This is a genomic window from Azorhizophilus paspali (assembly GCF_043587585.2).
In the GTDB taxonomy this organism is placed as follows: Bacteria; Pseudomonadota; Gammaproteobacteria; order Pseudomonadales; family Pseudomonadaceae; genus Azotobacter; species Azotobacter paspali.
The window spans coordinates 817,270-834,374 of the sequence record NZ_CP171449.1 but is presented as its reverse complement, the minus strand read 5'-3'; the positions used below and the strand labels follow the sequence as shown (position 1 = coordinate 834,374).

General features: G+C 62.7%; 24 protein-coding genes, 1 tRNA gene and 3 pseudogenes. 23 read left to right on the top strand and 5 right to left on the bottom strand.

Annotated elements, in window-relative coordinates:
- Window positions 1–12: 12 nt before the first annotated feature.
- From ACGI6K_RS04115 to ACGI6K_RS04015, 21 genes and pseudogenes are all read left to right on the top strand, one after another.
- A tRNA-Leu gene (locus ACGI6K_RS04115) sits at window positions 13–99 on the top strand.
- A 163-nt stretch (window positions 100–262) separates the two neighbouring features.
- Entirely contained in the window at window positions 263–715 is a 453-nt protein-coding gene (locus ACGI6K_RS04110; protein ID WP_376942559.1) for an Arm DNA-binding domain-containing protein, read from the top strand.
- A complete protein-coding gene (locus ACGI6K_RS04105; RefSeq protein WP_376942561.1) occupies window positions 702–1,907 on the top strand; it encodes a tyrosine-type recombinase/integrase in 1,206 nt (401 codons plus the stop codon). The genes ACGI6K_RS04110 and ACGI6K_RS04105 overlap by 14 nt, the downstream gene beginning before the upstream one ends.
- Window positions 1,908–1,943: 36 nt before the next feature.
- Window positions 1,944–2,519 carry a hypothetical protein gene (locus tag ACGI6K_RS04100; protein WP_394543472.1) on the top strand — a complete coding sequence of 192 codons (576 nt, stop codon included), beginning with the start codon at window positions 1,944–1,946 and terminating at the stop codon, window positions 2,517–2,519.
- 131 nt (window positions 2,520–2,650) lie between these two features.
- Window positions 2,651–2,875, top strand: a complete 225-nt coding sequence (locus ACGI6K_RS04095; protein ID WP_376942565.1) for a helix-turn-helix transcriptional regulator — start codon at window positions 2,651–2,653, stop codon at window positions 2,873–2,875.
- Between the two features lies 1 nt (window position 2,876).
- Window positions 2,877–3,260 (top strand): hypothetical protein, encoded by a 384-nt coding sequence (locus ACGI6K_RS04090; RefSeq protein WP_376942567.1) that lies wholly within the window; start codon window positions 2,877–2,879, stop codon window positions 3,258–3,260.
- The gene (locus tag ACGI6K_RS04085; RefSeq protein WP_377969129.1) at window positions 3,257–3,916 is read left to right on the top strand and encodes a KilA-N domain-containing protein; all 660 of its coding nucleotides are present in this window, start codon (window positions 3,257–3,259) and stop codon (window positions 3,914–3,916) included. The genes ACGI6K_RS04090 and ACGI6K_RS04085 overlap by 4 nt, the downstream gene beginning before the upstream one ends.
- Window positions 3,913–4,152 (top strand): hypothetical protein, encoded by a 240-nt coding sequence (locus ACGI6K_RS04080; RefSeq protein ID WP_394543469.1) that lies wholly within the window; start codon window positions 3,913–3,915, stop codon window positions 4,150–4,152. The genes ACGI6K_RS04085 and ACGI6K_RS04080 overlap by 4 nt, the downstream gene beginning before the upstream one ends.
- A gap of 305 nt (window positions 4,153–4,457) precedes the next feature.
- Window positions 4,458–4,631: a hypothetical protein gene (locus tag ACGI6K_RS04075; RefSeq protein ID WP_394543422.1), complete on the top strand. Its 174-nt coding sequence runs from the start codon at window positions 4,458–4,460 to the stop codon at window positions 4,629–4,631.
- Window positions 4,628–4,819, top strand: coding sequence for a hypothetical protein (locus ACGI6K_RS04070; protein WP_377969186.1), 192 nt, complete (start codon window positions 4,628–4,630; stop codon window positions 4,817–4,819). The genes ACGI6K_RS04075 and ACGI6K_RS04070 overlap by 4 nt, the downstream gene beginning before the upstream one ends.
- A complete protein-coding gene (locus ACGI6K_RS04065; protein ID WP_377969092.1) occupies window positions 4,816–5,070 on the top strand; it encodes a hypothetical protein in 255 nt (84 codons plus the stop codon). The genes ACGI6K_RS04070 and ACGI6K_RS04065 overlap by 4 nt, the downstream gene beginning before the upstream one ends.
- Entirely contained in the window at window positions 5,067–5,354 is a 288-nt protein-coding gene (locus ACGI6K_RS04060; protein ID WP_377969090.1) for a hypothetical protein, read from the top strand. The genes ACGI6K_RS04065 and ACGI6K_RS04060 overlap by 4 nt, the downstream gene beginning before the upstream one ends.
- Window positions 5,355–5,357: 3 nt before the next feature.
- A complete protein-coding gene (locus ACGI6K_RS04055) occupies window positions 5,358–5,597 on the top strand; it encodes a hypothetical protein (RefSeq protein ID WP_377969127.1) in 240 nt (79 codons plus the stop codon).
- Entirely contained in the window at window positions 5,594–5,815 is a 222-nt protein-coding gene (locus ACGI6K_RS04050; RefSeq protein WP_377969125.1) for a hypothetical protein, read from the top strand. The genes ACGI6K_RS04055 and ACGI6K_RS04050 overlap by 4 nt, the downstream gene beginning before the upstream one ends.
- Complete coding sequence (locus ACGI6K_RS04045; protein ID WP_376949725.1) at window positions 5,812–6,690, top strand: toprim domain-containing protein; 879 nt, start codon at window positions 5,812–5,814, stop codon at window positions 6,688–6,690. Before ACGI6K_RS04050 ends, ACGI6K_RS04045 begins: the two co-directional genes overlap by 4 nt.
- Entirely contained in the window at window positions 6,687–8,201 is a 1,515-nt protein-coding gene (locus ACGI6K_RS04040) for a DUF3631 domain-containing protein (RefSeq protein WP_376949727.1), read from the top strand. The genes ACGI6K_RS04045 and ACGI6K_RS04040 overlap by 4 nt, the downstream gene beginning before the upstream one ends.
- A gap of 1 nt (window position 8,202) precedes the next feature.
- Window positions 8,203–8,559, top strand: a complete 357-nt coding sequence (locus ACGI6K_RS04035) for a hypothetical protein (protein WP_394543466.1) — start codon at window positions 8,203–8,205, stop codon at window positions 8,557–8,559.
- Window positions 8,560–8,584: 25 nt separating this feature from the next.
- Window positions 8,585–8,923, top strand: a complete 339-nt coding sequence (locus ACGI6K_RS04030) for a hypothetical protein (protein ID WP_376949681.1) — start codon at window positions 8,585–8,587, stop codon at window positions 8,921–8,923.
- 4 nt (window positions 8,924–8,927) lie between these two features.
- Window positions 8,928–9,599 (top strand): hypothetical protein, encoded by a 672-nt coding sequence (locus ACGI6K_RS04025; RefSeq protein ID WP_377969121.1) that lies wholly within the window; start codon window positions 8,928–8,930, stop codon window positions 9,597–9,599.
- Window positions 9,600–9,772: 173 nt separating this feature from the next.
- Window positions 9,773–10,381: a hypothetical protein gene (locus tag ACGI6K_RS04020; RefSeq protein WP_377969119.1), complete on the top strand. Its 609-nt coding sequence runs from the start codon at window positions 9,773–9,775 to the stop codon at window positions 10,379–10,381.
- Between the two features lie 1,489 nt (window positions 10,382–11,870).
- Window positions 11,871–12,456, top strand: a pseudogene (locus ACGI6K_RS04015) (tyrosine-type recombinase/integrase); the annotation flags it as partial.
- A 129-nt stretch (window positions 12,457–12,585) separates the two neighbouring features.
- Here the strand turns inward: ACGI6K_RS04015 and ACGI6K_RS04010 are convergent.
- Both ACGI6K_RS04010 and ACGI6K_RS04005 read right to left on the bottom strand, forming a co-directional pair.
- The gene (locus ACGI6K_RS04010; RefSeq protein WP_376949380.1) at window positions 12,586–13,011 is read right to left on the bottom strand and encodes a type II toxin-antitoxin system HicB family antitoxin; all 426 of its coding nucleotides are present in this window, start codon (window positions 13,009–13,011) and stop codon (window positions 12,586–12,588) included.
- 41 nt (window positions 13,012–13,052) lie between these two features.
- Window positions 13,053–13,235: a type II toxin-antitoxin system HicA family toxin gene (locus tag ACGI6K_RS04005; protein ID WP_376949384.1), complete on the bottom strand. Its 183-nt coding sequence runs from the start codon at window positions 13,233–13,235 to the stop codon at window positions 13,053–13,055.
- A 243-nt stretch (window positions 13,236–13,478) separates the two neighbouring features.
- Here ACGI6K_RS04005 and ACGI6K_RS04000 point away from each other — a divergent pair, with 243 nt between their 5' ends.
- Both ACGI6K_RS04000 and ACGI6K_RS03995 read left to right on the top strand, forming a co-directional pair.
- Entirely contained in the window at window positions 13,479–14,105 is a 627-nt protein-coding gene (locus ACGI6K_RS04000; RefSeq protein ID WP_377969117.1) for an IS607 family transposase, read from the top strand.
- Window positions 14,102–14,845: an RNA-guided endonuclease InsQ/TnpB family protein gene (locus ACGI6K_RS03995; RefSeq protein WP_394543462.1), complete on the top strand. Its 744-nt coding sequence runs from the start codon at window positions 14,102–14,104 to the stop codon at window positions 14,843–14,845. The genes ACGI6K_RS04000 and ACGI6K_RS03995 overlap by 4 nt, the downstream gene beginning before the upstream one ends.
- A gap of 128 nt (window positions 14,846–14,973) precedes the next feature.
- Here the strand turns inward: ACGI6K_RS03995 and ACGI6K_RS03990 are convergent.
- The 3 genes and pseudogenes from ACGI6K_RS03990 to ACGI6K_RS03980 all read right to left on the bottom strand — a co-directional run.
- Window positions 14,974–15,910, bottom strand: a pseudogene (locus ACGI6K_RS03990) (IS630 family transposase); the annotation flags it as partial.
- A 110-nt stretch (window positions 15,911–16,020) separates the two neighbouring features.
- A complete protein-coding gene (locus tag ACGI6K_RS03985; protein WP_376942914.1) occupies window positions 16,021–16,749 on the bottom strand; it encodes an SAM-dependent methyltransferase in 729 nt (242 codons plus the stop codon).
- A gap of 47 nt (window positions 16,750–16,796) precedes the next feature.
- A pseudogene (locus tag ACGI6K_RS03980) lies at window positions 16,797–16,952 on the bottom strand (hypothetical protein); the annotation flags it as partial.
- Window positions 16,953–17,105 lie beyond the last annotated feature (153 nt).

Here is a 17,105-nt window from a genome sequence, read left to right as displayed (position 1 = left end):
CGCCACCATTGTGCCTCGGTGGCGGAATCGGTAGACGCGGCGGATTCAAAATCCGTTTCTGGCGACAGAGTGAGAGTTCGAGTCTCTCCCGGGGCACCACACAATCTTTTCGGGACTTCCCAACCAAGCCCGAAACCCACGAAGAACCGGCCTTAGAGCCGGTTTTTTGTTGCCTGTGATTCCCAACCCTTCCCTTGTAAGCCCAAACATTTGGGGGTATATCTGGGGGAATCTGAGTTCGGTCACGGATGATTCCCCCAGAATGAGCACAACACCAGACGCTGCCAGCCTTGCAGCGGCACCCGCGAAATCGAAGCCGTACAAGATCACTATTGGCCAAGGGCTTGCCCTGCTGGTCAATCCGAGCGGCTCCAAGCAATGGCGCTTCCGTTATCGCTTCGGTGGGGTAGCCAAGAGCCTGAGCATGGGACCCTTTCCTGCCGTGCCGCTGGAGCAGGCCATCCAAGCCCGTGACGAAGCCCGCGCCATGCTCAAGGCCGGCACCGATCCGAGCGCAGCCCGCAAGGCTGGGCGGGAAGCCAATATGCCGCAGCGCCAGCGAGCCAATACCTTCCGCCTGGTGCTGAGCCAAGAAAACGCCCTGACCATCGAGACGCCGCGCCAAGTCCTGCGGCTGACGCCAGAGCAGACAGCCGCCGTCCGCGCCTTCCTGCTGGCTGCCGATCCGGAGAGCAATGGCCATGCCCCTGACTGACAGTGCCATCAAAACCGCCAAGCCCAAGGAGAAGCCCTACAAGCTGAGCGATGCCCACGGGCTCTATCTGTTGGTCAACCCAAACGGCTCCAAGCTGTGGCGGCTCAAGTATCGAGTGGCCGGCAAAGAGAAGGGGCTCGCTTTCGGCGCCTACCCTGCCGTTGGCCTACAGCAAGCCCGCAAGAGGCGCGACGAAGCCCGCCAGTTGCTGGCCGAGGGTAAAGACCCCAGTGCCGAGCGCCAGGCCGAGAAGGAAACCCAGCAGAGCAACGGCCTGGCTTTCGAAACGCTGGCGCTGGAATGGCACGCCTACCGGGCGCCGCGCTGGGCGAAGTCCACCGCCGACAAGACCGCCGCCTATCTGGAGTCGGACCTGCTGCCCGCCCTGGGCAATCGCCCGGTGAAGGCGATCACCCGCCCCGAGCTGGTGGAGCTGCTGCGCAAGATCGAGGACCGGGGCGCGCACAACGTCGCCAAGAAGGCCCGCCAGTGGCTGAGCCAGATTTTCCGCTTCGGACTGGCCAAGGGCAGCGTAGACAGCAACCCCGCCACCGATCTGGACGTGGTAGCGGCCCATGCGCCGGCCACCCGCCATCACCCACACGTCACCTTTGCCGAACTGCCCGAACTCCTGGGCAGGATCGAGAGTGCCAGCATCAACGTCCTGACCCGCCACGCCATCCGCCTGCTGGTGCTGACCGGGGTTCGCCCGGGTGAACTGCGCGCCGCGCCCTGGGCCGAGTTCGACTTGGAGGCCGCCGTCTGGACGATCCCGAAAGAACGGATGAAGGCTCGCCGCCCACATGTAGTCCCCCTGCCCCGCCAAGCCGTGGCCATCCTGCGCCAGCTTCAAGAGATCACCGGGGGCTATGCGTTGGTCTTTGCAGGCCGCAACAACAGTGTCCGCCCGATGAGCGAAAACACGGTGAACAAGGCCCTGGCCGATGCCGGCTACAAGGGCCGCCAGACTGGCCACGGCTTCCGCCACCTGCTAAGCACCGAACTCAACAGCCGGGGGTACAACCGTGATTGGATCGAGCGCCAGCTCGCCCACGGCGACCAAGACGAGATGCGCGACACCTACAACCATGCCACCTACCTGGAGCAACGCCGGGACATGATGCAAGCCTGGGCCGACTCGATAGACGCGCTGTGTACTGGCGCCAACGTGGTGAGCATCAAGAGGGCATAAGCATGAATGCTAACAACACACTATTTGGATAAATCTGTGGAAACTTTTACAAACGAAATCGAGCACCTTCAAAAAAATCTCAAAAAAGGAAAGCTAACCCCCCCAAAAGATATTCTTGGTGCTGCGAGCTATGCACTAGGAATGCTAAATATCATAACAACAATAGACAGTAAAAAAGACTCAGTTGACAACCAATTCGCCAGCATGGATCGAGCAACAACATATATATTTCAATTGATCAATGAAATAAAAGACAACCATGCAGCCCTAGACGCATTAGCGGGAGCATTAACCGCACTCACATGCGAGCGAACAATTAAAGTTGCATCGAATCAAAAAAAATTAGAAAAAATGCTTTTAGGAATCAGCAATATAAATCAATGCAAAGCAAGAGCCATAGAAAGAGCAAGAGAAATTGCTACAGATTTATGGCAAGCCGATACTGCACACGAGTTCCGCCTCTTAGATATGGCCGAGCAGGTTTACCGCGCACTCGCTGCCGAAGGCTTAGCCGATTCGCTGCCGGACACTACCGAGCGTATCAAGGAATGGATAAAGCCGGTCGCCCCGGACTACGCCCGCAAGGGTGGCCGCCGCCGAAAAACCACCTGAGCGTATCGGATAACCCCTTATCCGTGACGGATAACCACATATCCGTTACGGGGAGAGAGTTTTTCCTGGCGAACCGCTGTACCACCATTTAGCCATCGACGTTACCCAAACTGCCCCGGAGGGCGCAGACGATGGCTGCAACTACCACCCATTCCCACCCCATTCGCCGCTTCATCAAGCGCCAGGCCGTAGAAGACATTACCGGCCTGTCCTGCTCTGAGATTTACCGCCGGGTCGCTGCCGGCTCCTTCCCCGCTCAAGTCACCCTTGGCCCGAAATCCGTTGTCTGGATCGAAGCCGAGGTGCTGGCCTGGTGCGAGGCGCGCATCGCCGAGAGCCGTGGCGAGGTGGCCTGACATGAAAAAGGCGACCCGTCCCGAAGAACAAAGCCGCCTGCTGCAAGGCCAGTCTATCACCGCCAGCGCCAGCCCCGACGTGCTGCTGGTGGATATGCCGACCAAGATCGCCCGCATCCTGGCCTACGTTCTGGTGCCCTGCAATTCGCTGAACCGCTTCGAGGCCGAACTGCTGGGCGACCACTGCCTGAACTCGACCATTGCCAAGCTGGCGAATGACTACGGCCTAGAGTTCCAGCGCCGGCCGGAGAAGGTGCCCAACCGCTGGGGCGCTCCCTGCGACGTGACCCGCTACAGCTTGCCGGAGAGCCAGTATCCGCGTGCCTGTGCCGTGCTGGCGCTGCTGAACAAGCCGGCCAAGGGCCGCAAGGGGGATGCCGAATGAGCGCCCGCATCATCCCTTTCGACTACGAAGGCCAGCCGGTACGATTCAACGTTGATGGCTGGCTCCATGCGACCGAGATCGCCGAGCGGTTTGGAAAGGAGCCTGCGCAATGGCTTCGGCTCCCTGACACAGCGCGCTATCTGGAAGGTCTGGAGCGTACATATGGGAAAATCACATATGTAAAAACCAGCCGCGCCCGGAAAGATCGCGGCGGCGGTACCTGGCTCCACCCGAAACTGGCAGTGAAGTTCGCCCGTTGGCTGGATGTCGACTTTGAAATCTGGTGTGACATGAAGGTCGACGGCCTTTTGCGCGGCGATTCCAAGCCCTGGGCAACCGCCAGGCGCGAAGCATCCATTGGCTACCGGGGCATGAGCGATGCTGTGATGCTCAACTGCGAGGCAAGCGGAAAGACGGCCAAGCCGCATCAGTTCCAGAACGAGGCCAAGCTGATTAACTGGGTGATCACCGGGAATTTCTCCGGCCGCGACCGGAGCCAGTTGAGCGCTAGCGAGCTGGAGTTTGTCACCCTGGTCGAGCAACGCAACTCCTTGCTGATCGCCCAAGGCATGCCCTACGACGAGCGCAAGGTTGCCCTTCGCCGGTACGTACAGACGCTGCATGGCAAGCGTCTGGAAGGAGGCCGCGCAGCATGACGACCTACACCGGACACCGCGTAGAAGACCACGAGGATTTCATCCTGGAGCAGCTTCTGCCGCTGATCGTCGACCATGCTGGCGCCAGCGATACCCCGACGGAGGTAGTCGCCTTCGCCGTGCTCCTGACCCTGGCGACCGTCCTGCAAGCTAGGGGGCTGGGACGTGACGTGCTGGTCCGCGCCATTGATGCCGCCCGCTTGCCGACCCATGAGGCACTGGAGGGTTTGCAGTGATGACGATTGCCAGCCTGAAACCGGGGGTTGCATGCGCCAGCAGCCAACGCTATGGTGCGCCCGTCACGGTCAATCCCGTGGCCGGGTTTGGCGACCCGAAGACTACACGGCGCACCAGCGCCACCAAGACTATTGCAGGCGCTTTTTTTATGCCCGCAATGCTGTGTCATGGCGGCTGTGCGTGGGAGACCGAAAGGTCTGCCGGGTTCCGTGTGTCCCGGTTCGCCAACCTGCGCACAGTCGCCTCCAATGACCGTTTGGCGACGGTCGGGGGCGGCTCCACAACACACACGGAGCACTACCCCATGAAGCACCCGCACGCCCTCAATCCGTCCGCGCTCTGGCAACGCGCCGCTGCCCACCGCGCCATGGCCCTTGCCGCCCTGCGCGCCGATTCCTCCCTGTTCGTCCGCCTGCGCCGCTACAACCACCACATCAACATCGCCCGCGCCCTGGAAGCTCAGGGGGTGGTCCTGTGATCGCCGTCCAGTTGATCGACAGCACCGGTCGCGTGCTGGGCAATCTGCGTCTTCCGTCCCACCTGAGCCTGGCCGACCTAGAGCGTCTGGCCCTGGCTGCCGGCTCTCCGTCGCTTGAGAAGCACGTCGAGCAGCAGCTTGCCGCCGAGGTTCGTACTCGTGCCCTGGAAGTGGGGGTGGTGGCATGAGCACCATCGTCCGCACCACTGACGCCATCGCCGATGAAGCAATCTGCACCATTGCCTTTGGCCAAGAGCATTCGACCTGGCTGTCCGCCCTGATGACCGCCATCCGCCTCGACGCCGAGCACAACCAAAGCCGCCGCGTGGCCGATCTGGCCACCCTGGGGCACTACCTGGCCAGCGACTGCGCCAACTACCTGGACACGCAATCCAGCGACCTTCGCCGCGAGCTGGACGCGCAGGAGGTGGCGAAATGATCCGCTCCGACTGGAATGCCCTGTTGCCGAATTACGAAACCATCGAAGCCATGAGCCCGGAGAAGCTGGAGGCCGCCGAGGACTACGGCATGAACATCGGTTTCGGCATCGCCGCCATCGGCAACCTGCTGGCCAGCACGGCCACGAACGGCGCTCACGGCCTCGATCCCGATGCCATGAGCGACCTTGGCTGGCTGCTGGAAACGCTGGGCAAGCTGTCCGCCAAGCTGATCGACACCGGAAACGGCATCCGCGCACGCCGCGCCACCCTTCAAGAGGACTGACCCATGACGGATTTTCAACGCTGCCAGCCGGCGGCGACGGGATCGGCTTGCCCGGAGAAAGGCCCGGCCCTGCAACTGACCAACCACCACTTGGAGCTGATCCGCCAAGCGCGGGCCGCACTCCATCGTGCGATCAAGGAGAACCCTGCGCCAGAGGATCGCGAAGCCTGGATTACTGCTGCCGAGCGGCTGGCCGTGGCGCTGGTCGCCCGCCTGGAGAGCATCGAGGAGGACCGGCCATGACCATCGTCCCGTTCAAGTCGAAGGGTGGCGGCAACGGCGGAGAGCCGCCGCACATCGACGCCGAGAGCTATACGCAACTGCTCGATACCCTGATCGGCCTGTTCGAGCTGTGCGTCAAGGAAGGCGACCAAGGCTGGGATATCACCGAGCTGGAGCGTCTGACCCGGCAGTTGGAACGCCTGGCCGGGCGGTTCACCCCGCCGAAGGGGGCCGCATGAGCCTTGATTGCGTGACCGCTTTTCGTGATGCCTTGCAGGCGGTCTACGGCCCGCTGGACTGGCTGCCCGAACCGGATGGCCAGCTCCACCGCTTCCACGTCCCCGGCGACCGCGCCGGCTCGCGCAATGGCTGGTACGTGCTGTTCCCGGACGGGCTGGCCGCTGGCGCCTTCGGCAGTTGGAAGGTAGGCGAGGCCCACCACTGGAGTAGCCGCACGCCTGCCGACCCACAGGAGGCCGAGCAGGTGCGCCAGCGCATCGAGCAGGCCCGGCGCCAGCGGGAGGCCGAGCAGCACCGGCGCCAGCAGGATGCCGCCATCCGGGCATGGCACCTGTGGAGGGCTGCCACGCCTGCCGATCCCGAACACCCCTATCTGAGCCGCAAGAGGGTCAAGCCGCATGCCCTGCGCCAGCGGGGTGACGTGCTGCTGGTGCCGCTCTACCGGGACGGCGCGCTGGTGAACCTGCAACGCATCCACCCGGACGGGGACAAGCGTTTCCTGCCGGGTGGACTGGTGAAGGGCTGCTACTCGCCCATCGGCCCGCGTGCGCCGGGGCAGAAGCTCTACCTCTGCGAGGGCTGGGCGACCGGGGCGACGATCCACGAACACAACGGCGCCGCCGTGGCCTGCGCCATGAATGCGGACAACCTCTATCCCGCTGGTGTCCGCCTGCGCCGCGCCTACCCGGATGACGTGCTGGTGGTGGCCGGCGACGACGACCGCCAGACCGAGGGCAACCCCGGCCGCACCAAGGCCAACCAAGCCGCTGCCCTGCTCGGCTGTGGCGTGGTGTTCCCGCCCTGGCCGGCTGATGCGCCGCTGTCCCTGTCCGACTTCAACGACCTGCGCCTATGGCTGGAGGCCCACCCATGACCAGTATCGAGCTGCTGCCCGAGGCCGAGACGCCCGATCCCATCGCGGAGGCGGTCGCCAAGGTCAAGCAAGACCCCGGCGCCGTGTTCGAAGCCGAGGTGCTGGCGCTGCTGCGCAAGGTGCGGGAGGAGCAGCCGGCCCGCTGGGCGCGCATCCGCCACGCCATCAAGGAGGCGAAAACGGTAAGCCTGGCCGACCTGGACAAGCTGACCGGCAACGGCGCCAGCGAGGCCGCTGCCGGCACCAGCGAGCTGTTCCCCGAGGTGACGCTGTGGCCCGAGCCGGTAGACGGCGCCGAGCTGCTGGAGGAGCTGAGCGCCATCATCCGCCGCCATGTGATAGCCGACCCGCCGACCGTCCATGCTGCCGCCCTGTGGGCTGCCTTCACCTGGTTTATCGACGTGGTGGACGTGGCGCCCATCGCCAACATCACCGCCCCGGAGCCGCGTTGCGGCAAGAGCGTGCTGCTCGGCGTGCTGGCGCGTCTGGTCTGCCGCCCGCTGACCGTATCCAACATCGCCCCGGCGGCGCTGTTCCGCTCCATTGAGCTGTGGTCTCCGACCCTACTGATAGACGAGGTGGACGCCTTCCTGGCCGAGCATGAGGAGGCGCGCGGCATCCTCAATGCCGGCTTCACCCGTGACAGCGCATTCGTGATCCGCTGCGTCGGCGACGATCACATGCCAACCCGCTTCAACGTATGGGGCGCCAAGGTGCTGTGCGGTATCGGCAGGATCGCCGCCACCCTGATAGACCGCAGCATTCCCCTACGCCTGCGCCGCAAGCTGCCCGGCGAGCGCACGACCAAGATTCGCCACGCCGATCATGCCGCCTTTGCCGAGCTGGCCGGCAAGCTGGCGCGCTTCGCCCTCGACAACCGGGAGGCCGTCCGCACGGCCAGGCCGGCAGAAATCGAAGGGCTGAACGACCGGGCGAACGACTGCTGGGAGCCGCTGCTGGCCATCGCCAAGGCAGCCGGGGGCGACTGGCCGCGCCTGGCTCGCCATGCCGCCATCACTCTTCATGGACTGGAGGGAGAGACGCCCAGCATCGGCGCCGAGCTGCTGGCATCCATCCGTGACGCCTTCGACAGCCGGCGCACGGACAGGTTATCGACTGCCGATCTGCTGGAGGCACTGGCAGAGGACGACGAAGCGCCCTGGGCCGCTTGGAACCGGGGAAAGCCCATGACACCCCACCAGCTATCGAAGCGACTTACCGAGTTCGGCATCAAGTCGACAACCGTCCGTATTGGACTGAGAACGCCGAAAGGCTACATGCGGGAGCAGTTCGAGGAAGCATGGAACCGTTACTTGTCCTCAGACACCCCCAAAAAACCCGCAACACCGCAACAAGCCAGTAATGGCGCGGCATCCAGCGGTTTTGGAACCGCAACACTGTCCGCCACTGTTGCGGATGAAAAAACGCTGAAAGCCACGGCTGGCGCGGCTTGTTGCGGTGTTGCGGATAAAACGCCCCTACAGCCGGAAGACAACGCGGAGTACTTCTGACATGGCCGCCCTGGACTACCTGCGCCGGGCTGGTCTTGCCATCGAGCTGGAGGGCGAGCGTTTGCGCGTCACTCCAGCCGACCGCCTCACCGACGCCTATCGCCAATACCTGCGCGACCACAAGGCCGAGCTGCTGGCAGAGCTGATCGCCGTCAACGACTCGCAGCCCGTCCCGGAGCCGCCACAAGCGACGCCAGCAGCGGAAAGCGCTACAGAGGCTGTCGTGGAGCCTAAGCGCAACGCCTGGACGATCACCCGAGGGGGCAAGCCGATCTGCACGATATGCGGCACCCCCATGACCTACGACGAAGCCCTGGCCGAAGCCCGCTGGCGCTGGCCGGATGCTGATATCGAATGAACACCCCCACCCTGGAGATAGAGATATGCCTTACCACTTCATCCCGAACACCAACCACGACCTGGTAGTCATCGAGGAGGGCTTTGTTGATTGCGACGGGGTATACGAGTTCGAGCCGTGCCGATACCCAATCATTGGCTGGAGGGTCGAGGCGCACCCGGAAGACGGCGCACCACTCGATATCATCCCCGTTGCCTTCGGCTGGCTAGAGCCAGAGCATCTGGATGCCGAAGGATGGGGTGTTCTGGACAGGCGCAGCGGAGTTGTATTCAACGATAGCGGCCTATGGTCTTACCGCTTTGCTGTCTGGAAAGCGAACAGGGAGCAGGCGTTTGCTGAGCGCCAGGCCGCGAATGAGGACTGACCCCATGACCCCGACTCAAGCAACCGCCCTGGCGAACATCGCCATGAAACCGAGCATCACCAAGCGCGATAGCCTGATAGTCGCTCGCCGTCTGGCGCGCTACTTCTGCGAGAGCGCCGAGGCCATCCACGACGAGCGCCGCATGCTGCGCCGAGGGGCTGCCGTGCTACGCCAGTTCGAGCCGTTCACAAAGCAACAGGCCGATGCCCTGGAGCAGCAGGCGCGGGACTATGGTGCCGCCAAGCTGGAAGCTGTCCGCCCGGTGCTGCTGGCCTATGGCGGCGACCTGATCCGCGACCATTCCGGCTATATGGAAGCCCTGGGCTTCGACGCCGTGTGCGACCTGCTCAACGTCAACACCGTGGAGCGGGAACAGGCCCGCCGCGACGGGGTGGACGATCTGTCCGGGCTGATCTTCGTTCACAACCTGGAGGACAGCGCCAGCCATCGCGGCGAGGACTTCAAGCGTGGCCCGCTGTTCGAGGCATGCCTTGAGGCCATGATGGAGTTCTGCCGCACCGCGCCCAAGGACGTGCTGCCCGATCCGTTCGCCCCCGGTGGCCCGCTGTACGGCGCTCCGATTCGCATGGTTCAGCCGGACGGCACCGTGACCATCAAGCGCCCGGACCTGACCGTACATGACGCCAGCGGCTCCCGCGTGGTGAACTGCGGGTAATTCGAGCCCCGATCCTGGACTACATACGGGCAATCTGCCGCCGGCCTGTTTCCGGTTCCGGTTTTGCCTGAAAGCCGCGCCAGCAGCCGCGCAGAGGCCGATAGCCATGCGGAAATGATCGGACATAGCCGGCACATTGAGCGACGCGCCCAAATACCTCGAATCAGAGGGAATTGTCGGGCAGGCCGTCGCTTGGCTGGGAAAACATCCCGGCGCGCACCGTCCATCTTGATTCGATCCTGAAGGGCGAACTGGCCGAAAACGAGTTCCGCAAAGACTTCACCCCGTCTGAGCGCGTGGCGATTGGCGAGGCTATTGAGCGGGAACTGCAGGGTAGGAACGGAGTTCGCCACGACACCTCAGCAGCTAGGGAAAATTTTCCCGAGGTGGCAGGTCGATCCCGCGACCTAGCCGCCAAGGCTGCCGGCTTCGGCAATGGCAAGACCTACGAGCAAGCTAAGAATTACTGCTTAGCCTGGTGCGCTCCATCGAGCCGGGCAATCTGGCTCCTCAATTCTGAGGGGCCGCCTGTTCTACATGCCTGGAAATCCGGATATGTACCGGCCAATCCGGGGCGGTTCTCCGATTTGAAGTCGGAAAACCCGGCATCAACGCTGATTGGCGGAAAAGGTGTCTCCGAGACGGAGATTCCCGATGCGGCAAAACACCCCATGAAAGGCCGGCATTCCGGCTTTTGCGAAATTAACCTTATGCAACCCTGCGTCAAGCCTTGGGCGCCGCAAGATCACGGCAAGACCGATTTGCGAAAACCAACCCCATGAATGAGGCCGGGAACGGTAAGAACACGGTAAGGATGAAGGGGTGGCCATGATGACCACACCCCAAGGCATCCCCGCGTAAAGCCGGGAAAATTCCGGAATAGCATGCGCCAGCGATCCGGGTAGCCGATGGCTCAGACTTGAGCCATGTCCGCGTCTGGTGCTGGCGCCGCTGGGGGACCGGCTGGGATTTCAGCCGATCATCACGCACTCCTTCACGCACGATCTTCACGCACAGCGAAATGCGTGAAGAGGCGGAGATCATCGACGAGGCTTCCGCCAGTTCTGGCGTTTGAAACGGATCAACCTGTCCGCCGGCCTGGATCAAGTCCCCGGATCGGGACAGGTTCCGAGCGTGGGGACAGCGCCACGCTGTGGCCGGGCCGCCACCGTGTTGGAATCAACACGCCGTGTCGAAATCAACACACTGTGCTGGGAATGGCACTCTGCGTCGAAACTATCGGTCCGCTCCGACTCGGACCAGCAGAGCCGAGACAGACCAAATCGTCTCACTGAGCACGCTTCATCCCCCAGCGGGGGATGGATGGTCCAGAACTGGACCACGCTCGGATGCTCAAACCGCCGCCGTGGCGGTTTCGGACATTGGCCGAAAGCTCGGCTGATGTGGGCCGGGTTAGCGGAAAAAACCGACTCGGTTCCTGCTAGGTTTCTCCGATTTCAAATCGGAGTATTCCTGCCGCCAGCGCCAGCGCTACGGGCATCGGCTGGAAGTTCAGCCGATCTACCTGCCCCGCCTGCGAGTGGGCATCACCTATCGGCGAAGGGAACCTGAAAAAACCTGAAAACCCGCCCCGCCGCGTGTGGGGATCGCCGCCGCCTGAATGTCAGGTTTTGACAGGTTCTCACCCGCCCCGCGTGCGCGTGGGGATGACCCCGAACTTCAGGCTTACAAAATTCAGGCTTACAAAAATTTTGTAAGCGCCTGATCCGCGTGCGCCCGGAGCGGATGCCCCTGGCACATCAAAAGTAGAGAAAAATAGAGCCTGATCCGCGTGCGCCTGAGGATGGCCACTGCCCTTTTGGTGTAGTGACCGCCTGAAAGATCAGGAGATGTTCACCAGCAGAGGAAACGTCATCCCCCACCGGGGGAACACCACCCCGAGGCGGGGGAGTGACGGCGATCACCAGCGCCAGCAGTGCGTCACCCTGACAGGCTTGGAACTGGTCAAAAAGCAGCCGAAAAGGTGGGTACTTTTCGATTTGGGGGCATATTTGGGGGCATTACAAAAACCGTACTCAAGCCAAAGCCAGTAATGGCGCAGCCTCAAGCGATTGGTTCTAGTCCCTCCCGGCACCACACAATCTTTTCGAGCCTTCCCAAGAAAGCTCGAAACCCACGAAGAACCGGCCTTAGAGCCGGTTTTTTGTTGCCTGTGATTCCCGACCCTTCCCTTGTAAGCCCAAAATATTGTGAGTAGATTCGCGAGTAGACCGAGTTTGGTTTTCAAATCTACTCACACCCGGGCGCCCCATGCCGCTATCAGACTCAGCCATCCGCACCGCCAAACCGAGAGAAAAGCTGTATCGGCTGGCGGACGCCAACGGCCTATGCCTGGAGGTGACGCCCACCGGCTCCAAGCTGTGGCGCTACCGCTATCGCTTCAACGGCAATGCAAAGATGCTGGCGCTTGGCGTCTACCCTGCCGTTACGCTCCAGAAAGCCCGCCAGTTGCGTGACGCCGCACGCCAGCTGCTGGCCGAAGGCAAAGACCCCAGCGCCGAACGCAAGGCCGAGCAGGAAGCCCAGCAGAGTGATGGCCTGACCTTCGAGACGCTGGCGCGAGAGTGGCACGCCTACCGGGCGCCGCGCTGGGCGAAGTCCACCGCCGACAAGACCGCTGCTTACCTGGAGTCAGACTTGCTGCCCGCCCTGGGCAATCGCCCGGTGAAGGCGATCACCCGTCCTGAGTTGGTGGACCTGCTACGCAAGATCGAGGACCGGGGCGCGCACAACGTCGCCAAGAAGGCCCGCCAGTGGCTGAGCCAGATATTCCCGCTTCGGGCTGGCCAAGGGCAACGTGGATGCCAACCCGGCCACCGACCTGGACGTAGTGGCTGGCTGGGGAGCTGGCAGTGGACGCGACGGGGCGCTGTGGCGGCGACCATCGGCCTGGAGGTCGCCAGTTCGAATCTGGTCTTCCCAAATTCAAAGCCCCGGCCAGAGCGATCTGCCGGGGCTTTCTCGTTCAAGCCGCCTCAACGGAAACCGCAAGGCGCTTGCCGAGAGCTGCCAATGCCCGCTCGATCTGCTCCATCTTCGAGGTGTGCAGAAAGTCCACCAGGCGGTCGACGGCAACTGGCTTGACGTCCAGCAGGCGGCAGAGATCAGCCTTTCGCATGCCGCGCTCCATCATGGCGTTCCAGAGGACAATCTTGGCCACGGTAACGACCGGCATGTACACGACGCGCTCGCCAGGCTCAGGCTCCGAGGCTGCCGGGATTGGCCTGCGCTGGTCGATGTAGATGCTCAGGGCAGACTCGATGCCGTCGATAGCTTCGCGCAGCGCCTCCTCGATGCTGTCGCCATAGCTGTTGACCTCGGGAAGGTCGCGGCAGGTGATCGCCACGCCTGGGTTATCGTCGGTATGCAGGGTCACTGCGTAGTCGTACATAGATCTTCCTGGGCGATCAATTCTGCGAGCAGCGAAGGGGCTCATTCGAGTCCCAGTTGTTTGATGATTACTTTGCGGGTCGGCTCCTTCATTTCCTTACTGCCGTGGTCCGCGAAGATCGTCGTTTTTCCGTTCGGTGCAGTGACTTTCCAGTGGCTGCCTTTGGCAGGTTCGAACATCACTCCTTGGGCCTTCAACCATCGCCTGAACTCGCTGAACTTCATCACCCCATCTCGTTGCTGTTGATGGAGTTATTACGCAACACAAATGATGTTAATGCAACACTTTTGATTATTTTTTACGACCCAATACGGTCACCATCCCGGCGGTGAGGGCGGCGCCCTATACCTGGAGTTATCGATTGGTGCTGGCCTGATGATCAACGGCGAGGCGGCGATTGGCGCGCTCTGTGGAGGGCTTTAACAGTTTGATTTAAAAACCATCATAGCTGTGCAATACTACCCAATATGGGTAGATTGGTGAGCATTGGTGAAGCCGCCAAGGCGCTGGGCGTGTCGATCACGACGCTGCGCCGCTGGGAGGCATCGGGCAAACTGGTTGCCGAGCACATGGCAGGCGGCCATCGCCGCTACGACCTCGCCAAACTGAAGCCTGAGCTGTTCCGTTCGGAGGCCGAGGCCTGCCGCAGGACGGTGGCCTACGCTCGCGTTTCCAGCCACGACCAGAAGGACGACCTGGAGCGCCAGAAGCAGGTGCTGGAGCTGTACTGCGCCCGCCAGGGCTGGACGTTCGAGGTGATCGCCGACCTGGGCTCCGGCATGAACCACCAGAAGAAAGGGCTCAAGCGCCTGCTGGAATCCATCATCGAGGGGCAGGTCGGGCGGCTGGTCATCACCCACAAAGACCGGCTGCTGCGCTTCGGTGCGGAGCTGGTGTTCGCTATGTGCGAAGCGAAGAGCGTCGAGGTGGTCATCCTGAACCAGGGTGAAGACACTACCTTCGAGGAGGATCTGGCCAAGGATGTGCTGGAGATCATCACCGTGTTCAGCGCCCGGCTGTACGGCTCCCGTAGCCGGAAGAACCAAAAGCTGCTCGACGGCGTGAAAAAGGCTGTGGAGGACTCGCAGTCGTGATCCTCGCCCACAAGATCGCACTCGCCCCCAACAACGCACAGGCGACCTACTTCGCCCGTGCCGCGGGCGTGGCGCGGTTTGCCTACAACTGGGCGCTGGCCGAGTGGGGCCGGCAGTACGAGGCACACAAGGCCGACCCGGCGCAACCCAGGCCGTCGCAGGCTGCTCTGCGCCGGCAGCTCAACGCGATCAAGCGCGAGCAGTTCCCCTGGATGCTCGAGGTCACCAAGAACGCCGCGCAGATGGCCATCATCCAGCTCGGGGATGCGTTCAAGAACTTCTTCGCCGGCCGGGCCAGGTACCCGAGGTTGCGCCGCAAGGGCGTGCATGACCGCTTCACCCTGACCAACGATCAGTTCGCCCTCGACGGCTGCCGCATCCGCATCCCCAATCTCGGCTGGGTGCGGATGCGGGAGGCGTTGCGCTTCTCCGGCAAGATCCTCTCGGCCACGATTTCCCGCGTGGCCGACCGCTGGTTCGCCAGCAGCAAGACCTGCTCGTGCTGCGGGCAGGTGCGGGAGAGCCTGCCGTTGGCGGTGCGTACCTGGACGTGCCCAGACTGCCAGGCCCGGCACGACCGGGACGGCAACGCGGCAATCAATTTGAAGCATTACGCCGTGAGTTCCACGGTGTCGGCCTGTGGAGGGGAAGGCGCTGGCCCTGGCGGCAACGCCAGGGTGAAACCGGCCCCGTCGAAGCAGGAAGTTAGCAAAAAGCTACCTATGGGGAGCTTTGGATAGGTCTAACAGAACGGTGCGTCTACTTCATCGCGAATGCAGAACTGTCTATTCCGTCGCGGATCGCCCTGTCGCTGGTATCCGTAGTCATGGGCTACATGGCTGCCCCTATGCTGGCGGGAATATCCCGATTCATATCCGGCTGCCTCGAAGGAGTGCCTGCAGTCCTGCGCCGAGAACTGCGCAATCGCCTCGCCAATGCTCTGCCACAGCTGCGGCACGGTCCGCGCCGCCGCCTTTCGCAGCAGCGCCTTGAGCTTGGAGAATGCCCTTTCGATCGGGTTCAGGTCGGGGCTATAGGGAGGCAGGTAGCGCAGTGTGGCTCCTGCGCCTTCAATGGCCTGGCGTACCCCCGCCACCTTGTGGGCCGGCAGGTTGTCCATCACCACGATAGCGCCGGGCGTCAGCTCGGGAACCAGAACCTGCTCGACATAGGCCAGGAAGGCCGGGCCGTTCATAGCGCCATCGAGCACCAGCGGCGCGCGCAGGCCATCCAGCCGCAGGCCGGCGGTAACGGTCGTGGTTTTCCAGTGGCCATGGGGGATCGCGCCCCGGCAGCGCTCGCCGCGAGGGGCCCAGCCCCGCAGGCGGGCCAGGTTCGTCGAAGCGGCGGTTTCGTCGACGACGATCCGCTTGCGCCAATCGAAACCGGACTGCTCCTCGATTCATCCCTGTCCGGCTGCCTGGACGTCCGGCCGTTGCTGCTCGGCTGCAGGCGCCGTCTTTTTTTGAACGTCATGGCGTGCCGGTCGAGAAACCTCCACACCGTCGCCAAGCTGACACGGACGCCACGCTCCCGTTCGAGGGGCGCGGCGAGTTCGGCCAGCGTCAGGTCGGGGATCTGCTCGCGCAGGCCGAGCAGGTAGTGCACATGGGGATCGAGCCGCAAGCTCCGGGGCTTGCCCTGTCGGCGGGCGACAAGTTCCCCACCTTCCCGGAAGCGCCGTCCCCAGACGATCGCTGTTGCTGTGCCGACATCGAATCGCTCGGCGGCCTGCCGAGCCGACAGCCCCCCATGGCCGCGTCGACGACGCGCTGGCGAAGATCGGCACTGTATGCCCGAGCCATTCCGGTCCCCTTGTCCGAGCGGGAGAGGAGAACCGAAATATTCGTATTTTCTAAAAATGCTCTAGGTGTCGTTGGATCTTCCGGCGGACACTGGAACCGGCGTCCCTGCTTCAGCTGGCTTCGAGCAGATAGAACACATAGCCAAAGCAGTGGCTGCCCAGGGCGCGTATGGCGATTTCCTGCTCTATGGCCTGGACGAATGTTGGGTCGAGTGTCGTCCGGTTGACGTCTACTGCGGCGGCCAGTGCACTGTAATAATTCGTCCAGCCTGCGGCGGAAAGTTCGTGAGTGCCCATAACGCGGTAACCTGCGGCCTCGGCGTGGGCAAGATTCGCTGTGCGATCGCCCATGGCAGGGTAGTGGGTATCCCAGAAGGCCTGTACCTCTGCTGGACGATCCGGAGCCAACCATTCGCATTCGGAGAGCACGCAGCGCCCGTTCTCGTTCAACAAGGGGCGCCAGGCACGTAATGCCGTCTCGAATCCGACTGCATAAGCAGCACCTTCCGACCAGATCAGGTCCAGCGAGGCAGGCAGCATGTCTGGAGCCAGCATGTCACTCACCTGTACCTGTATCCGTTCGTGCAGGTCTAGGCTGCGGCTTCGCTCCTGCAGGGTTTCGATGAAAAGTGGCAAGGCATCAACGGCGGTAACCTTCGCATTGGGGAGGGAACGCGCGAGCGCGAGACTGCTCCGCCCGGTTCCGCAACCGAAGTCCGCTATCCGAGGTGTGGAAGGCAGACCACGTTTAATTCGCTCGAGCACCTCGAGGGTGTCTTCATCACAGCCCGGCCCCTGCAGGGGAAGATCGGCGAACAGTTCAATGATGGCTTGCTGCATGTTATCTGACCTTCCTGTGGATTAGGCGGGCTTCCCGGCGCGAAAGATTACACCCCAATCGTCGCCAAAATACTCGCCTGATACGCCGCCACGAAGGTGTCGAAATCGCCCTGGGGTGCCGCTTCGATTTCCGCCTGTTCTTCCAGCAACTGGCGTGCCATCCGCGCATAGCAGGCCTGCTCGCCTGCGCTCAGCGGATGGCTGGCAATGATAGGCTCAATTCTAGGTCGCGCTCAGAGACTCCATCGCCCGGGTGACCTTGGTGCCTAGCTTTATCGGTCCCCTGGCATTTGACGTCTTGGATATCTTCTGGCTAGCCCATTTCGGCGAGTCACCTATGCCAGTCGCAACCACAC

Coding starts and splice junctions, on each gene's coding strand:
- ACGI6K_RS04110 (WP_376942559.1), top strand. CDS start 263: ATGAGCACAACACCAGACGCTGCCAGCCTTGCAGCGGCACCCGCGAAA.
- ACGI6K_RS04105 (WP_376942561.1), top strand. CDS start 702: ATGCCCCTGACTGACAGTGCCATCAAAACCGCCAAGCCCAAGGAGAAG.
- ACGI6K_RS04095 (WP_376942565.1), top strand. CDS start 2,651: ATGGCTGCAACTACCACCCATTCCCACCCCATTCGCCGCTTCATCAAG.
- ACGI6K_RS04090 (WP_376942567.1), top strand. CDS start 2,877: ATGAAAAAGGCGACCCGTCCCGAAGAACAAAGCCGCCTGCTGCAAGGC.
- ACGI6K_RS04085 (WP_377969129.1), top strand. CDS start 3,257: ATGAGCGCCCGCATCATCCCTTTCGACTACGAAGGCCAGCCGGTACGA.
- ACGI6K_RS04080 (WP_394543469.1), top strand. CDS start 3,913: ATGACGACCTACACCGGACACCGCGTAGAAGACCACGAGGATTTCATC.
- ACGI6K_RS04075 (WP_394543422.1), top strand. CDS start 4,458: ATGAAGCACCCGCACGCCCTCAATCCGTCCGCGCTCTGGCAACGCGCC.
- ACGI6K_RS04065 (WP_377969092.1), top strand. CDS start 4,816: ATGAGCACCATCGTCCGCACCACTGACGCCATCGCCGATGAAGCAATC.
- ACGI6K_RS04060 (WP_377969090.1), top strand. CDS start 5,067: ATGATCCGCTCCGACTGGAATGCCCTGTTGCCGAATTACGAAACCATC.
- ACGI6K_RS04055 (WP_377969127.1), top strand. CDS start 5,358: ATGACGGATTTTCAACGCTGCCAGCCGGCGGCGACGGGATCGGCTTGC.
- ACGI6K_RS04050 (WP_377969125.1), top strand. CDS start 5,594: ATGACCATCGTCCCGTTCAAGTCGAAGGGTGGCGGCAACGGCGGAGAG.
- ACGI6K_RS04045 (WP_376949725.1), top strand. CDS start 5,812: ATGAGCCTTGATTGCGTGACCGCTTTTCGTGATGCCTTGCAGGCGGTC.
- ACGI6K_RS04040 (WP_376949727.1), top strand. CDS start 6,687: ATGACCAGTATCGAGCTGCTGCCCGAGGCCGAGACGCCCGATCCCATC.
- ACGI6K_RS04035 (WP_394543466.1), top strand. CDS start 8,203: ATGGCCGCCCTGGACTACCTGCGCCGGGCTGGTCTTGCCATCGAGCTG.
- ACGI6K_RS04030 (WP_376949681.1), top strand. CDS start 8,585: ATGCCTTACCACTTCATCCCGAACACCAACCACGACCTGGTAGTCATC.
- ACGI6K_RS04025 (WP_377969121.1), top strand. CDS start 8,928: ATGACCCCGACTCAAGCAACCGCCCTGGCGAACATCGCCATGAAACCG.
- ACGI6K_RS04010 (WP_376949380.1), bottom strand. CDS start 13,011: ATGTACGACTACGCAGTGACCCTGCATACCGACGATAACCCAGGCGTG.
- ACGI6K_RS04005 (WP_376949384.1), bottom strand. CDS start 13,235: ATGAAGTTCAGCGAGTTCAGGCGATGGTTGAAGGCCCAAGGAGTGATG.
- ACGI6K_RS04000 (WP_377969117.1), top strand. CDS start 13,479: ATGGGTAGATTGGTGAGCATTGGTGAAGCCGCCAAGGCGCTGGGCGTG.
- ACGI6K_RS03985 (WP_376942914.1), bottom strand. CDS start 16,749: ATGCAGCAAGCCATCATTGAACTGTTCGCCGATCTTCCCCTGCAGGGG.